General features: G+C 30.5%; 14 protein-coding genes. 2 read left to right on the top strand and 12 right to left on the bottom strand.

The genetic code is table 11. The features are described 5' to 3' along the window. Positions 1–39 precede the first annotated feature (39 nt). From FVF61_RS00760 to FVF61_RS00740, 5 genes are all read right to left on the bottom strand, one after another. Positions 40–1,044 carry a vWA domain-containing protein gene (locus FVF61_RS00760; protein ID WP_148452235.1) on the bottom strand — a complete coding sequence of 335 codons (1,005 nt, stop codon included), beginning with the start codon at positions 1,042–1,044 and terminating at the stop codon, positions 40–42. Beyond that, a complete protein-coding gene (locus FVF61_RS00755; protein ID WP_148452233.1) occupies positions 1,044–2,720 on the bottom strand; it encodes a BatD family protein in 1,677 nt (558 codons plus the stop codon). Before FVF61_RS00755 ends, FVF61_RS00760 begins: the two co-directional genes overlap by 1 nt. 14 nt (positions 2,721–2,734) lie before the next feature. Next, positions 2,735–3,601, bottom strand: a complete 867-nt coding sequence (locus tag FVF61_RS00750; protein ID WP_148452231.1) for a DUF58 domain-containing protein — start codon at positions 3,599–3,601, stop codon at positions 2,735–2,737. Between the two features lie 74 nt (positions 3,602–3,675). After that, a complete protein-coding gene (locus tag FVF61_RS00745; protein ID WP_148452321.1) occupies positions 3,676–4,677 on the bottom strand; it encodes an AAA family ATPase in 1,002 nt (333 codons plus the stop codon). A gap of 160 nt (positions 4,678–4,837) precedes the next feature. Then, the gene (locus FVF61_RS00740; RefSeq protein ID WP_148452228.1) at positions 4,838–5,908 is read right to left on the bottom strand and encodes a DUF4382 domain-containing protein; all 1,071 of its coding nucleotides are present in this window, start codon (positions 5,906–5,908) and stop codon (positions 4,838–4,840) included. Between the two features lie 306 nt (positions 5,909–6,214). Between FVF61_RS00740 and FVF61_RS00735 the strand changes: the two genes are divergently transcribed. Both FVF61_RS00735 and FVF61_RS00730 read left to right on the top strand, forming a co-directional pair. Continuing rightward, positions 6,215–6,967, top strand: coding sequence for an SDR family NAD(P)-dependent oxidoreductase (locus tag FVF61_RS00735; protein WP_148452226.1), 753 nt, complete (start codon positions 6,215–6,217; stop codon positions 6,965–6,967). 35 nt (positions 6,968–7,002) lie between these two features. After that, a complete protein-coding gene (locus tag FVF61_RS00730; RefSeq protein ID WP_148452224.1) occupies positions 7,003–8,136 on the top strand; it encodes an ATP-binding protein in 1,134 nt (377 codons plus the stop codon). A gap of 13 nt (positions 8,137–8,149) precedes the next feature. On the opposite strand, the gene FVF61_RS00725 is transcribed toward FVF61_RS00730, so the two are convergent. The 7 genes from FVF61_RS00725 to alr form a co-directional block, all read right to left on the bottom strand. Then, positions 8,150–9,340 carry a DUF1501 domain-containing protein gene (locus FVF61_RS00725; protein WP_148452222.1) on the bottom strand — a complete coding sequence of 397 codons (1,191 nt, stop codon included), beginning with the start codon at positions 9,338–9,340 and terminating at the stop codon, positions 8,150–8,152. Between the two features lies 1 nt (position 9,341). After that, positions 9,342–10,715, bottom strand: coding sequence for a DUF1800 domain-containing protein (locus tag FVF61_RS00720; RefSeq protein ID WP_148452220.1), 1,374 nt, complete (start codon positions 10,713–10,715; stop codon positions 9,342–9,344). Between the two features lie 117 nt (positions 10,716–10,832). Continuing rightward, positions 10,833–13,277: an FG-GAP-like repeat-containing protein gene (locus tag FVF61_RS00715; protein WP_148452218.1), complete on the bottom strand. Its 2,445-nt coding sequence runs from the start codon at positions 13,275–13,277 to the stop codon at positions 10,833–10,835. Between the two features lie 11 nt (positions 13,278–13,288). Next, positions 13,289–14,395, bottom strand: a complete 1,107-nt coding sequence (locus FVF61_RS00710; RefSeq protein ID WP_233586636.1) for an SO2930 family diheme c-type cytochrome — start codon at positions 14,393–14,395, stop codon at positions 13,289–13,291. Between the two features lie 103 nt (positions 14,396–14,498). Continuing rightward, on the bottom strand, positions 14,499–15,488 hold the full coding sequence (locus tag FVF61_RS00705) for an aspartate-semialdehyde dehydrogenase (RefSeq protein ID WP_148452214.1): 990 nt from the start codon (positions 15,486–15,488) through the stop codon (positions 14,499–14,501). 116 nt (positions 15,489–15,604) lie between these two features. Then, the gene (gene mscL / locus FVF61_RS00700; protein ID WP_148452212.1) at positions 15,605–16,006 is read right to left on the bottom strand and encodes a large-conductance mechanosensitive channel protein MscL; all 402 of its coding nucleotides are present in this window, start codon (positions 16,004–16,006) and stop codon (positions 15,605–15,607) included. A 62-nt stretch (positions 16,007–16,068) separates the two neighbouring features. Then, a complete protein-coding gene (gene alr, locus FVF61_RS00695; RefSeq protein ID WP_148452210.1) occupies positions 16,069–17,175 on the bottom strand; it encodes an alanine racemase in 1,107 nt (368 codons plus the stop codon).

The following is a 17,175-nucleotide window of genomic DNA, read 5'->3' as shown; positions in this document are numbered from 1 at the left end:
TTTTGTGGATTTTTTTATCTGTTTTCCACGAATACTTTTTTATACAAAACTTCTGAAAATTGTAAACCGTAATAACAGCTCAAAGAGTAATAACATGCCAGCTAATAATATTAATGGTCTATATTTTTCTTCGTAGTTATAATATTTAAACTCTTCAATTTCTGTTTTTTCCAGCTTGTTTATCTCTTCATAAATCTCAGCTAGTTTTTTATTATTAGTCGCTCTAAAGTATTTTCCTCCAGTTACTTCCGCAATTTCTTTCAGTAATTCCTCATCTATTTCAACTTGAGCTCGACCATATTGAATATTACCATTTGGTAAAATATTCATTGGTGTTAAAGCCATACCATTTGTACCTAAACCAATGGTGTATGTTTTAATACCATATTCTACGGCCAATTCGCTAGCAATTTTAGGATCTATAAATCCAGAATTATTAACACCATCTGTAAGTAGAATGATTATTTTGCTTTTAGCTTTGCTATCTTTTAAACGGTTTACTGAAGTTGCTAAACCCATTCCAATAGCTGTCCCTCCTTCAATTATCGTGTTGTATTTTATACTTTCTAAAGAACGTAATACAATTGCTTTATCGCTAGTAATAGGTGTTTTAGTGTAACTTTCTCCAGCATATTCAACTAGCCCAATTCTATCGTTTGGTCTTTCTTTTATAAATTGAGCAGCCACTTGTTTTAAAGCTTCTAATCTATTTGGTCGTAAATCTTTTGCCAACATACTTGCAGATACATCTATTGCCATAACAATATCGATACCTCTAGTTGTTTTAGTTTTTGTAGATACGTCTACTGTTCTAGGTCTTGCTAAGGCTGTTATTAATAATGCCAATACTAATAAGCGTAAAATAAAAAGAAGATGTTTAAATTTTGGTATGATAGATGAACCAATTTTAAACCCTTTGATACTTGATATTTTAAGCTCGGCTGTTTGTTTTTTATACTTAAATAGATACCATATTATAGCTAATGGAAGTAATAAAAACAACCAGAAAAATTCTTTATTTAAAAATTCGATTCCTTCAAACATTATTGTGCTGCTTTTTTAAGTTCAATTGAACTTATAATTCTTTCTGACATGCTATCTGCATAAGTATCATCCATAGCCCAAGTAATCATTATTTGCTGTAAAACTTCAGAATTATCTGAAATAAATTGAAGCAAAGCATAATGAGCTTCTGTATAATTTTCTGCTCCTGAAGGAATTTTTAAAGTCCCAAATGTTTTTAATCCTTCTGCACCATTTGGTGTTGCAAATTTTTCTTGTTTAACAAAAATATCTGTAATTCCTTCTTTTTCTAATTTTGTAATGCTTTCTTCAGCAATTTTAATTGGATCAATTTCTGATTTTTCTTCTCCTTCTGCAGGCTTTTGAAATGTAGTTGTACTTAACGAAATACTAAATACATCTTGAATTGTTGCATAAGAGAATGCTAATGTGTTTACACTTGCAGACTTAGAATTAGATTCATCTAAAGTCATACGTTTTAACACTTTTGGAGTTGAAATTTCAATAGGTGGCACACCATATTCACTTCTTACCCAATCTCCTTCAAGAAGCTCTTTGCTATCGTGACCAATAAGCGTGTCTTTTACATAAGAAAATCCATATTTTAAACCAAATCCAACAAAAATAGCTATAAGTAACCCTAAAATGGCAACACCAGTAATTAGTTTCTTTTTACGCTTTTTCTTGCGTGCTTGTTCTTCTTTGTATTGCTGATTTAAAAGTTTTTCCTCTTCTGTTGGTTCTGGTAAAGCTTCTTTTACATGATCTATTTCTAAATCAATTGTGTTTCTGTCTAATTTAGCTAATTCAATATCTGGAGCAGACTTTGCGAATTTTACTAAATCGGCACGTTTTAATATACTCTCTAAATTTTTAATATCTTCTTTTGGAATATCTATTTGATTACCATCTTTAAGTAAATTCAATCTGTAGATTAGTTCGTCGGTTGTACTTTCTAGTGCACGATCGTAAACTTTTTCATCTAGATATTTTCTAATAATAAAAGTTAATTCTGAATAATATTCTTTTAATTCTGAATGCTCTAAATAATGACTTTCATCTAGTTTTTTCAATGCTAATTTAGCTCGTTCATAAGGTGGAAGTAAAGCAATCTCTTCTTCTTTTGTTAAAGGCTTTTTACGCCAAACAAACCAATATAACAAACTACTTACAATACTAATTGTTATTAAAATAATTAGGAGAGTTTTCCACCAATCGCTTGCACTTTTTTCTACTTCAATAAATGGCTTAATGTCGTATAAACCTTGTTCGGTTGTATCTAATGCTATGTTGTTTACAAAAACTTTTAATGAATCTGTAAAGAATGTTTTATCGCCAACTAGAATTTTTTGTCTTGGAATGGTATATCTGCCAGAATCAAATTGTGTTAAACCATATTTTTTAATTAGTTGATAAGTAGCATCTTTTTTTGTAGTATCTACCTTATAAGATTCAATCATTTCTAAAGGAGAAAATGTTTGCCCCTCAGGAAAGACGACTAAATCTGTAGTGTCTGCTTCAACTTCAACTCTAAAAGTAATTTGTTCACCTATTTTAATTTCTGTAGAGTCTATAGTAGAAGTTACTTGAGCATATGAAAACAAAGTAAAGAGAAAAAAGAATATAGAAAAGAGACTCGAAGCTTTAAAGTTAAAGCTCGAATTGGAAAAAATCTTATGTCTTAAATCGTTATTCATAAATTTATAATCTGTTAAGCTCTTCTTTTAAAGTATCCAAGTAATTTTTTTACATAGCTTTCATCTACCCTACAATCTATAGTTCCAGCACCAGATTTTGTAAAACTTTCTTTAAAATATTCTACTTTTTCATGATAATATTTACTGTAATTACGTCTTACAGATTTAGAAGACGTATTGACTAACATATATTCTCCAGTTTCTTCGTCTTGCATTTGAACCATTCCAAGGTTTGGAATTTCCTCTTCACGTTTATCGAAAATTCTAATTCCAGTAACATCGTGACGGTTTGCAGCTATTTTAAGGGTGTGCATATAATCGTCTGAAATAAAATCGCTTAGCATAAATACAATAGCTTTTTTCTTCATGACATTCGATAAGAATTTTAAAGCTTCAACAATATTTGTTTGTTTGCTTTTTGGTTTAAATTCGATGAGTTCTCTAATAATTCGAAGTACATGAGAACGACCTTTTTTTGGAGGAATATACAGTTCAACTTCATCTGAAAATAGAATTAATCCTATTTTATCGTTGTTTTGAGTAGCCGAAAATGCAAGAGTTGCAGCAATTTCTGTTACAATCTCATTTTTAAATTGGGCTTCAGTTCCAAAAAACTCCGAACCAGAAACATCTGCCATGAGCATCATGGTTAGTTCTCGTTCTTCTTCAAAAACTTTTATATGTGGTTCGTTGTAACGAGCCGTAACATTCCAATCGATATTTCTTACGTCGTCTCCATATTGATACTGTCTTACTTCAGAAAAAGTCATACCACGACCTTTGAAGGTAGAATGATATTCGCCTCCAAAAATATGATCAGACAAACGGCGTGTCTTAATCTCAATTTTTCGTACTTTTTTTAGTAATTCTTTAGTATCCATCTTTCAATTTTCGATTGTAGATTTTTGATTTACGATTTCTTAAATCGTGATTCGTCTTTCTCAAACCTTAAATCCTATGGTACTTCTATTTCGTTTACAATTTTATTGATGATGTCTTCGGAAGTAATGTTTTCAGCTTCAGCTTCGTAAGTAATTCCAATTCTATGACGAAGTACATCGTGAACTACAGCACGAACATCTTCTGGAATTACATAACCACGACGTTTAATAAACGCATAGCATTTTGCAGCAGTTGCAAGATTGATACTTCCACGAGGCGATGCACCAAACGAAATTAATGGTTTTAAATCGGCAAGTTTATATTTTTCAGGATAACGTGTTGCAAACACAATATCTAGGATGTATTTTTCTATTTTCTCGTCCATATATACTTCTCTAACAGCTTTTTGAGCATTAAGAATTTGTTGAACGGAAACAACAGGATTTACTTTTTCAAAAGCACCTTTTAAATTGGCACGAACAATCATTTGTTCTTCTTCCATTTTAGGATAATCAATCACAGTTTTTAACATAAAACGGTCAACCTGTGCTTCAGGTAACGGATAAGTTCCTTCTTGTTCTACTGGGTTTTGAGTTGCCATTACTAAGAATGGTTTGTCTAGAATAAAGGTTTCATCACCAATAGTAACTTGTTTTTCCTGCATAGCTTCAAGTAATGCAGATTGTACTTTTGCTGGAGCCCTGTTAATCTCATCTGCTAATACGAAATTTGCAAAAATAGGTCCTTTTTTAATAGTGAAATCATTTTGCTTCATGTTATAGATTAATGTTCCTACTACATCAGCAGGTAATAAATCTGGAGTAAACTGGATTCTACTAAAACTTCCATCTACTGCTTGAGAAAGGGTATTAATTGCTAAGGTTTTAGCAAGACCAGGAACACCTTCTAATAAAATATGTCCTTGTCCAAGTAAACCAATTAGTAATCTTTCGACCATGTGTTTCTGGCCTACAATTACTTTGTTCATTTCTAACGTAAGTAAATCAACAAAAGCACTTTCCTTTTCAATTTTCTCGTTAATTGTCTTAATATCAATTGTACTTGTATCTTCCATCATTTTTTAATTTTTAAAGGCTCGAATATAGCATCCTTAATTGAGCCCTGCAAATTGTTAAAATTTTTGCTGTTTTGTTGTTAAGAATTGGTTAAAAAATAAAGAGCAGCACTATTAGTGCTGCTCTTTAACATTTATTTAAATATATTTTGCTTTTTTATTAGTTTAAAGTAATATCTCCTAGGTCAACAGTTGTATTTTGTACTACTTCAACATCTAGGAATTCTGTTGCAGATAAACCTGAAGCAGGATCTGGTGTAATAGTTACTGTATAAATTCCAACAGGAATATCTTCTAAAATGAAAACACCTAAATCATTTGTGTCTGCAGAAACCATAGTTCCATTAACATCTATAGATGCCGTAGCCATAACATCTGGGTTTAATACAGTACCTGTAATTGCCCCAACCTGAGGTAACATTTGCAATTCTATTAAACCAATGTCTGTAGTTTGACCGTTTACAACTTGGATATTATCTACAGTTGTAGGACCATAACCTGAAGTAGGATCTGGCGTAATAGTTACTGAATAAGTTCCTTCTGAAACACCATGAATTAAGAAAACTCCACTATCATCTGTATAAGCAGATATAAGTTCTCCACCTACTTCTACAGAAGCCATTATTTGAAAGTCGAATGGAGTAACAGCACCTTGAATACTACCTGATGTATATTGCGTACTAGCTGTAATTACTGGTTTTAAATTAATATTTCCAGAGTTGCCAGCAATAACTATAGATTGATCGACATTAAAATCTAAGAGAATATCATATGTATAACCTGGGAATAACTGTTCATTGATATTAATTTTTAATCCAGATTGTTGAGCACTAGGTGTGTTTAATGGGAATGTCTCTCCATCAATAACTATTGTATTATCTTCACCTAAAACCAATCTAATTTGATTTAAGGTTCCAGAAGGCACTTCAAACTCATTAACTAACAATACACTTAAACCACCAGTTAGTTCTAACAAGTCATAAATACCAGCATTAATAGGTCCAGCACTTTGCCAACCATTTTCTCCTGTACTATCATCATTTACTTTTACCATAACATCAATAACATCAACAAATACATTGTCATAATCTCCTGGATTATCTGCAAGTCTTACTGATATTTTTGAAGTACCTTGTTCTTCTATAGAAGATGAGTCATCATCATTACAGTTAAAAAACGTAACAGTTAGTAATGTTAGAAAATAGATTTTTAATTGATTGAATGTTCTCATAATATGTTTTTTTAGATTATAGTAATATTTACGTATAGGCTTAGTTATATGGATTATTTAAATTTCTGTTTTAAATAATTACAACCAATAATTAGTAGAAATATTCATTAAAAAATATCTCAAAGGCTTATAAAAGAGATAAGTATATGGTTAATTGTTTTTAAAAATTGGAATTATAAAATTTTGTTAAAACTTAGTTCTTAATTTTTAATAATTAAGTTTTTTTAAAAAAATCACAACTGTTTTCAAAATTTAATAGAGTTATAAGTAATTTTATAACTAATTATTACATCTATTAATATCTTTATGAAAAAAACAGCCTTAATAACTGGTGCTACTAGTGGAATTGGAAGAGCAACAGCCCATGAATTTGCTAAACATGGAATTCAATTAGTTTTATGTGGCAGAAGACAAGAACGACTAAAGACCATCCAAAAAGCATTAAAAAAACAAACTGAAGTGTACACACTAAATTTTGATGTTAGAGATAAAAACGAAACTTTTAAAGCCATAGAATCTCTTCCTGAAGACTTTAAAAATATCGATATTTTAATTAACAATGCAGGAAATGCTCATGGATTGGATCCAATACAAAGTGGAAATATAGAAGATTGGGATGCCATGATGGATATAAATGTAAAAGGATTATTATATGTAAGTAAAGCTATCATTCCAAAAATGATAGAACGTAAAACAGGACATATCATTAATATTGGATCTTCGGCAGGAAAAGAAGTTTATCCCAAAGGGAATGTGTATTGTGCTAGCAAACATGCTGTACTAGCCATTACTGAAGGGATGAGAATTGATTTAAACGAATATGGAATAAAAGTTTGTGCAATAAATCCGGGTTTGGTAGAAACTGAATTTTCGCAAGTAAGATTTAAAGGAGATGCTATGGCAGAGAATGTTTATAAAGGCTATAAAGCTTTACAACCTCAAGACATTGCTGAAATTATTTATTTTACTATTACGCGTCCACCTCATGTAAATATTGCCGATTTATTAGTGTTTCCAACAGCACAAGCATCATCTACTATAATAAAGAAAGAATTTTAATTAAAAAATGATTCTCTCTTTCGAGGGAAGTTGCTATGATTAACAAACGCCTACTTATTAAAAATCTATTGGCTCATAATGACGAAAATAGTTTTTATGATAAGAAACGCGTTATAGATATTAGTCATAAAGAAGGTAAGGCCAAATTTTTAAAACATGTTTGCGCACTTTCAAATAGTAATCCCAAAAACAACTCATATATTGTTATTGGTGTTGAAGACGAAGATAATAACATAATTGGTGTTGATTTTTTTGATGATAGTAAAATTCAAAATCTTATTAATGCTTATTTAACACATCCACCAATTGTTCAGTACGAAAACATTCCATTCCCTCATTTACCAGACGATAAAGTTGTAGGCTTAGTAACTATTAGGTCTATAGATAAAATTACATCGCTTAGAAAAAACATTTGGAAATATTATGGAGGATCGGTGTTTTTTAGAGATGGAAGCATGAGCATGCCTAAAGTTTTTGATATTGAAATTAAAGACGTTAATTCTGCTATTGTTTCTGCTATCGAGAGTCATTCGCAAAACAATATTGAACATACACTTGATGGTGTTTTTGATTTTTTAAATACGCGACAAGATTACAATCCAAAATATAAAGTGTTTAAAGAGTATTTTGTATTGTGTTGGGCTGGACTTAAAAAATCGGTTAAAAATGAAGTGTTTTATTCTCGGGTTGACATTAAATTAATAAATGAACAAGTAAGACTATTTTATTCAACTTTAGATGAAGTTTCTATATCTTATGATGAGGATTCTTTTAAGATTATTGAATACGTCAATTTAGGACTTCAAAATTCTTATAAATATTATCCCCTAGAAGAAACCATTATTAATTTCTCAAATAATGTAAGTTACAATATTGAAACCACTTTAATATTTGAAGCTCCACAGTTCGATAAAAAAGTACTTCATCATATTTATAATACAAATAATGCAATTTTAGACAAGCTAAAAAAAGGGTTATCACTTGATAAAAATGAAACCGAAGATTTAAAAAATTTACCAGCTACTTATCTTATCTGTTATTTAAATCTGTTTCATGAAGCCATAGATAAACTTCATGAAGCAAAACCATTTTTAAAAAATTATAGTGAAGAGATGTACACTCTTTATAAAGAATCGGTTAGAATTTTAAGAAAAGTAAAGTATAGTTAATTTATATAAGGCGTTATATAAAATTTAATTGATAATAGGATTGATTCAATACAATTTCGTCATTTACATTAAGCCACTTCTTTAAAACGGTTGCGTAAATAGTCCTAAAATCTATTTCAAATTTTATGTCTCCATTATCATCTAAATCATCTAAACTGCCCATTTTGTTATAGATTCCAGGTTTTTTCAAATTCTTACCAATTATAAATAGAGAATTAGCAGACCCATGATCAGTTCCATTCCCTCGATTTTGTTTTACACGTCTACCAAATTCAGAAAAAGTTAAAATTAAGGTGTCTTTAAAAGTGTTTTTAGATTGTAAATCTTTTACAAATGCTTCTATACTATCTGCATAAACTTTTAAAAGCCTTTTATGTGTATTTATTTGATTAACATGCGTGTCGAAACCATTTAAAGAACCATAAAAAACTCGAGTTTTCAAGCCAGAATTAATAAATTGAGCTGTTGTTTTTAATTGATTAGAAAATGGATGATTCGGATACTCTTTTGAAGGAGCAATGGTTTTACTTGTCTCAAAAATATATTTAGCAGAAGATTCCGTGTCTATCATGGTTTTGTATAAATATCCTAGATTATGCTCGTTTAAATGGGATTCATCATAATGTTTTGTAATGTTTTTTAAATATGGGTCTTGAGTTGATTTATATAAAATAAAACGATTTTTAATAGCCATTCCATTTTGAACTTCTCCCTTTAAGGCTAAGGATAGACTTTCGTCTATTTCTATTGCAGCATACGGATTCTGATTGAAGCTATCTAAATATCTGCCTATCCAACCACTTTGTAAATATTGATTGGAATGACTAGCTGTTTGCCAGATATCTGTAGCTCTAAAATGTGATCTATTTGGATTTGGATAACCTACATTATTAATTATTGACAAGTAACCATTATCGTATAGTTTTTTAAGTGGCATTAAACTCGAGTGAAAACCCAGTTCGTTGTCTAAATTTATAATGTTTTCTTTTTTTAACCCTATTGTAGGTCTTGCTCTATAATAATTGTCGTTTCTAAAAGGAATAAGTGTATTTAAGCCATCATTTCCACCAGAAAGTTGGATAATTACTAAGCGTTTATAACTAGTTTCTTGAGTAATATAATTGCTAAAAACTTTTACAAAGCTAGGTATTAGGAGTAAACTACTAGCAAGTGATGAATTTTTTATGAATTTTCTTCTGTTCATTTTAACACATTTGATATTCTGGCAATGACATGAGTTGCACACAATATGCTTCTTTACTTTTTTTACTTAAACGATTTAAATAGTCTTGAGTACCTAAGTTTATTGAACACTGTAATAAATAACCCTGTAGTTCTTCAACTTTAACATGTTGAAAATTCTTCTTGAAAACATCCCAATTTGCTGAAACTTTAATTTTGGTGTCACCTTTTCTGTTTTCGTAATACTTGCTATATGTATCATAAAAATCACCTTCCTCTTTTGTTGAAATTTTTGCATTTGATAACAAAGCTGAAGGTAGTTTTAACCGAATCATCAGGGTATTACTATCTATCCAACTTTTTCCACCTTTCCATCCAGCTACATTTGGTGGATATAATAGCATTTGCCCTAGCATTCTTTGAATGTTAATTATCTGGTCTGTTTCTTTAAATGTAACTGGAATTGTATGAGATAATCCAGCAATTAATTCAATTGGCGATTTTATTTTATTTCCAATGTTTTTTGAATAATAAAACCAATCTTGAGTAAACATATAACGCAAAACAGATTCGATATTATAATTTGGGTAAAATATATTCGTCATATCTTCAATATAATTTTCATTTAAGGTTGTGTTTACAAAATATTGATACAGTTTTGTACAAATAAATCGAGCACATTGTTTTTGTTCTAAAATAATGTCAATGATATCGTCTCCATCATAATGGCCTGATTTGCCAAATACATACTTAAAATCATTGTTATGTTGATTTTCTTTAAAAACAAAATCTCCTTCAAAATCATAATTATAACCTGTAAATGCTTTTGCTATTTCTTTGATATCATCTTCTGAATAATTACCAACTCCAAGCGTAAATAATTCTAAAAGTTCTCTTGCAAAATTTTCGTTTGGTCTTCCTATTTTGTTTTGTTTTAAATCCAGATAATTAATCATGGAAGGTTCTTTAGAGATGTCTTTAATAAAATCTTTAAAATTCCCAAGAGCATGATATCTAAGTGTGTTGTTATACTTCTGAATATATAAAATGAATCTGTCTTGGCATACAAAATGATTTGCCCAAAATAAAGTCATTTTCTCGCGAAGAATTTCTTTAGAATTTGAAATTTTATCAATCCATGCATGATTAAGCTCTTTAACTTTTAGTTTGCTTTTTTCTATATAAGCTCTATGGATTTTGTTGGTTTTAGTAAATTCCTCAAAAGTTAGAGTGTCGAATTCTGAAGTGTTTATAAATAAAGGATTGTAACTGTTTGATTGTCTAAATAACTCATCTATATTTTGTTCTCTATTTTTAATAGAAAGCAATTGAAGCTGATTTGGATTGATTCCAAATCCTGCTCGCCAATATAAATGTTGTATGTGTTTTATAGTCATAAACCTAATTAAATAATATACGTAGATTTATTAATACATTCGCAAAAACCCTTCCAAAGAGTATAAAATAAAAAAAAGCCACTCAATTAAGTGACTTTTTAAATCATATTATTTAGATTATTTTTTAATAAATTTCAAGTTAACTACTTTTCCTTTTTCTTCTAATCTAATAATGTACATACCACTATTAAGTTGAGAAACATCTATAGAATTATTTAATAGTTTTGAGCTAAATATTTTCTTTCCGGTAATATCAAATACAGTTACAACCTTATTAGAAAGATCAACTGAAGCTTTAAAGTTAATTGAGTTTTCAGTTGGGTTTGGGTACATTACTAAGTCTGAAAGCGTTTCATCAATAACAGTTAAAGATTGCCCCTCAATAATTGTATGAAGCATGTTAATATTAGGACTTAATATATTATCTACAGTTCCAGAAGGCCAATAAATAACCATATTATTAATAGAAGTATCAGTTCCTAATCCAAAATGAACACTTAGAGAGCTCATATATTCAAAACCTTCACCACTTCTAACATCTCTAATTTGAGTTCCAGAATCTGTATGAATCTCTATTCTAGCTCCAATTCCATTATAATTACTTTGTACACCTTGCGTACGAATCTTTATGTAGTTATTTCCATTTCCACCATTGTTTTTATAAAGATTACCATTAAAAACATCTAAGAAACCATCTCCATCAATATCTCCAATAGCACCACTTGGTGGCATGTCTGTTGATATTACTGTAAACGAATTATCACCATTATTTAATAAGATTCTTCCATTTGAAAGAATATCTACATAGCCATCGTTATTAAAATCACCAGGAGCATTTTCAATTCCATATGGAGCGCTACCAACATTTGCACTTGCAGTAGCATCTGTAAATGTTCCATCTCCATCATTTAGCATGTATTTATGAGCTCCATCTGATCCAGAACTTGCACCAACATAGACATCCATATCTCCATCATTATCAAAATCTGCCCAAGCAGAGGACCATGTTTGTATAGGATCAGCAAGATTGGCATCAGTTGCAACATTTACAAACATTCCATTTCTATCGTTTCTCCATAATTCGTTAATTTTATGAGTTACATTTCCACCACGACATTTTGCAATAAACATATCAATATCTCTATCATTATCATAATCAATCCAAACAGTTCCATAATTTCCACCATTTGGATGTGTTCCTAATCCATTTGGAACAATTGTAGATGGACCTTGATAAAAATCTAAATTATATCCCTGACTTGCACCTTTATTAATAAAATACACATTAGGTTGTACATCATGACAAACAAATGCATCTAAGTCTCCATCGTTATTAATATCTACAAAATTTGAACGTTGAGAAAACACGTAAGAAGTTGAAGTTTGAGATTCTGAATAAGATGTGCCATTGTTATTAGCCATTATAATTGAAACACCACTTCCTGCTCCATATAATAAATCGTTATAACCATTGCCATCTAAATCTCCTGAAGCAATACTCCAAGAAGGACCATAAGATGCACTTGCATTATAATTTGTTAGAGTGAAGCCTCCTACCGTTTGATGGTTAATATTAATACCTGATGATGTGGCAGCAATTAAATCGTCTAGACCATCATTATTCATATCAACAACAGCATAACTAGTTCCACTCATAGAAATATTATTATCTATAATAAATACAAAATCTCCAGGACTTGGAGGAGGATCGTTAGTTGTGAAACTAATGGATACCCATTCACTAAAACCATCGCTTACACAATTAGCTCTAACATAAGCTTTATAATTTGTATTTGGATTTAATCCTGTTGCAGGAAAAGGGTTGTTTAAATTTGTTCCTATTCCAGACGTTGGTGGAGTTGCTCCAGCAAGTTGAACTACTATTTGCCAAGACGTCTCAATATCTCCAGCCTGCCAACTAATATTTGCAGAATTATAAGTTACACCACTTACATTTAAGTTTGAAACCTGCATACAAGCTGGTGGAGTGGAAGATGTTATAGTAGGAGATGCATAACACATTCCCCAACCAAAAGAACCATTATCATTATAAAAAATACGATATCTAAAACCGGATAATTGCGTGCTTGTAAACGAAGATATATTTAAATCAACACTATTAAATGGGTCGAAGGTACCTGAACAAAAATTTACATTAGGAGGATTTGTTGTATCGGTTCCATAAGGAGTTCCCCAATTCAACCAATTATTTGCATCTGCATCCCAATATTGTAAAGTAATGGTTTCTGTTTGATAGACATTTAAAACATAAGTTGAAGTGACTTTTATAGTAGTTTCTCCTGCATTAAATGCGTTAGTTAAATTAATGATAGGAGATTGAACAGCCACATTATTTACTGAACCAGAACCAGCTTCATCATCATCATAAGAAAAATGAGTAGATGAATCTGTAGGATCTCCTGTAAAAATTGAAGGATCAGAATCATAAGATCCTGCTAATGTCCAGTTAGAATTGGGCCAATTAGCATTTTGATTTAAAACTTGTGCTATTGAGCAAAAGCCGCTTAAAAGTATAGCTAATAAAAAGATAATTTTTTTCATGGTTTAATTATTTAATTGCATTGTGTTGTTAATGAGTTAATCCATTCTCTTATTAATTGAACACCTTCTTCATGTTTAAGTGATCTGCCTAAAAGAGGCATCCTTTCGGATTCTTCAATTGAATTTAATCGATAATATAAAACAGATCTATCATGAGATCCAGGATTTACTATATGTGTTAAACCTGCCCCAACTATTTCTGTATCTGGCTCTACACAAATTCCTAAATTAATGGGGTTAGAAGTAGATTCAAAATCGAATCTTACAGGTCTGTATGCGCAATGTGCTTCTTCTGAATGGCAATGAGCACAATTAATATCTAAGTAAGACCTTGCTCTTAAATTTAAAGATTGTGATGTATCTTCCCAGCTTATTAAAGATTCTATATTGTCTGGATAAGTATCTTCTAAATAACCTATTTCAGTCCATTTTTGTAATTGATTTTTAGTTCCATCTCCATAGTTAAAAAGCATATTTATATTTCTAGGTTTTGGACCAATTGGTATGGAAACATCACCAGTTTTATGGCAAGTATGGCATTCGGCTTCTGAAGGGACTCTAAAATTTACACTATTTGTTACGCTGTTTTCATCCCATTGAATATAAACATCTCTTCCGTTTAGATCTAAATCTGCTTCCGTTTGATTTTCATTCCATATATATTCAGCAAAAACCCAACCTTCTGCTTTTTTAATCATTAATCGGGTTTCAATAATTTTAGTATTATAGTTAGGCAGTACTTTATCGTAATAAAAATTCTTTATTAAAATAGTCCCAATTGGGAAATCGAAAATGTCACTATCACTTACATAACTTGCACTAACATCATTAGGCATCCAAAGAAATCTTTGCTTATGTGCGTAATCTGAAAATAATGGAGAGCTAAGCTCATAAGGAATTACTCCATAGACAGGAGTCAAATATTTCATCTCACCTTCATAAAAATTATATTCTGAAAGTGTTTGATAAGGCACTTCGTCTATGTTAAAGTTAACAGGAGATGTTGGCACTGGAATAGGAGTTGGTTCTGGATTTGAAACATAGTCATCATCTGATGCACATGAATAAATTCCAATGCTAACAAATAAAAATAAAAGAAGTTTTAAGTAATTTTTCACCAGCTATAATAAAAGAGGCTTCTAATATAGTAAAAAACACAACTGATTCGATATAAATCAGTTATAAATAGTGAGAAAATTTAATAAATGCTATGAATTATTGTTAAATCAATTTATTATTAACTAAATATTCAGCAATTTGTATGGTGTTAGTTGCAGCTCCTTTTCTTAAATTATCGCTTACAATCCATAAATTTAAAGTGTTTGACTGAGACTCGTCTCTACGGATTCTTCCAACAAATACATCGTCTTTTCCATTGGCATAAATTGGCATGGGATATATATTAACATCAATATTATCTTGTACCACGACTCCAGATGTATTGTTTAGAATAGAACGAATTTCAGATACTTCAAAATTGTTTTCAAACTCTACATTTACAGCTTCACTATGTCCACCAGAAGTTGGTATACGAACAGCTGTAGCTGTTACTGAAATGCTTTTATCGTCAAGGATTTTTTGAGTTTCTCTAACCAGTTTCATTTCTTCTTTGGTATACCCATTATCTTCAAACACATCGCAATGTGGCAAAGCATTTTTGTGAATTGGGTAGGGATAGGCCATATCTCCTTTTACGCCAGCAAGTTCGTTTTCTAATTGCTTAATAGCTTTCATTCCTGTTCCAGAAATTGACTGATAGGTAGAAACAACTATACGTTTTATTTTGTATTTTTTATGTAATGGAGCTAATACCATGACCATTTGTATAGTCGAACAATTAGGGTTAGCAATAATTTTATCTTCTTTAGTAAGAGAGCTAGCGTTAATTTCAGGAACAATCAATTTTTTGTTTAAGTCCATTCGCCAAGCAGAAGAATTGTCGATGACAGTAGTTCCAACTTTAGCAAATTTTGGAGCCCATTCTAAGGAAGTTTCTCCACCTGCAGAAAATAAAGCAATGTCAGGTTGCATAGAAATAGCAGTATCTAATGAAACCACTTTGTAATCTTTATCTTTAAAAGAAATAATTTTACCAACAGATTTTTCTGAAGCGACTGGTATTAATTCCGTTACAGGAAAATTCCTTTCCTTTAAAACTTCCAACATCACTTCTCCAACCATTCCTGTTACACCTACTAATGCTACTTTCATATTTAATATATTTGCTTGCAAATTTATAAATTAATTTAGGTAGTATTTCTAAAAAAAGCATAAAAAAACAGCTTCAAATTGAAGCTGTTTTTTTTAAATCTAGTTAATTTCTAAACCTATTTTTTCAATGCATCTCTAATTTCTTTTAAAAGATCATTGTCTGATGGTCCAGCAGGTGGAGCAGGAGCAGGTTCTTCTTTTTTCTTCATTTTATTAATACCTTTTATTACCATAAACATGACAAAAGCTACTATAATAAAATCGATAACATTGGTTAGAAACGTTCCATATTCCAAGTAAACTTCTCCTACCATTTCTCCAGCATCATTTAAAGTGCCGTCTTGTAATTTATATTTTAAATCTTTAAAATCTGAATTGAATATCAATCCTATTAGTGGAGAAACAATGCCTCCTGTAAAAGAAGCAACAACTTTGTTGAAAGCAGCTCCCATGACGAAACCTACAGCAATGTCAACCAAATTGCCTTTCATGGCAAATTCTTTAAATTCTTTTAACATAATTAGTTTTTTATATAGTTAGTGTAAGTGACTAATTTAGATAAAAAAAATCAAAATTGAAATTATTTAATAATCAATCGTTTAACACGTTGTGAAATAGCTGTAATTATTTCGTATGAAATGGTATTTGCTCTTTCAGCAAATTCTGAAGCGTTTGGATTTTCCCCAAAGATAATTACTTCGTCTCCTTCTTTACAGTCTATGTCTGCAACATTAACCATAATCATATCCATACAAACGTTTCCAACAATATAAGCACGTTTTCCATGAATGGTTACAAAGCCTTTGCCATTGCCATATTGTCTACCAATACCATCTGCATGACCAATGGGAATAGTTGCAGTTTTAATTAAATTATCGCTTTTAAAAGCTCTATTATAACCAACTGTCTCACCTTTTTCTATGCTATGAATTTGTGAGATAACAGATTTTAAGGTGACAACTGGTGAAAAATGTTTGTTTTCTTTTTCTGAGTTTCCAAAACCATAAATCCCAATACCAGATCTAACCATATCCAAATGTGCTTCTGGATAGTTTAAAATTCCTGATGTATTACATAAATGAAGCATGGGTTTGTAGCCAACCTTGCTTATAAATTTGTCAGAAATAGTTTTAAAAATTTGAATTTGATTTAATGTAAATTTTTTTTCGGTTAAGTCTTCACTTGCAGCTAGATGAGAAAAAATAGATTTTACTTTAACAGCTGATGTGGTTTTTAATTTGTTATGAATTTCTTCAATATCTAATGCTTTAAAACCCAATCTATTTAAACCAGTGTTAAACTTGATATGAACGGGATAATTTTTCTGATTTTCTTCAGAAGCAACAGCAATAAATTTATTAAAACTATTAAAATTATATAAACTTGGTTCTAAGCAACGGTCAATTATTGTTTTGTAATTTATGGGTTGTGGATGTAGTACCAGAATAGGTTTTATAATACCAGCATCTCTCAAGGCCACACCTTCATTTGTATAGGCTACTGCAAAGTAATCTACATTAAGATTTTCCAAATAAGCAGCAATTTCTCTCGCATCGCTACCATAAGCATAAGCTTTAACTACAACTAAAAATTTAGTATCTTTTAAAATTCTGGATTTTAGATAATCAAAATTATGTTTCAGTGCTTTTAAATCTATTTCAAGGACTGTTTCTTGTGTTTTTGACAT

It is taken from the genome of Xanthomarina maritima (assembly GCF_008084905.1).
Taxonomy (GTDB): Bacteria; Bacteroidota; Bacteroidia; order Flavobacteriales; family Flavobacteriaceae; genus Xanthomarina; species Xanthomarina maritima.
Note: the sequence above shows the minus strand (reverse complement) of the source record. Positions and strands in the feature narration are given on the sequence as shown.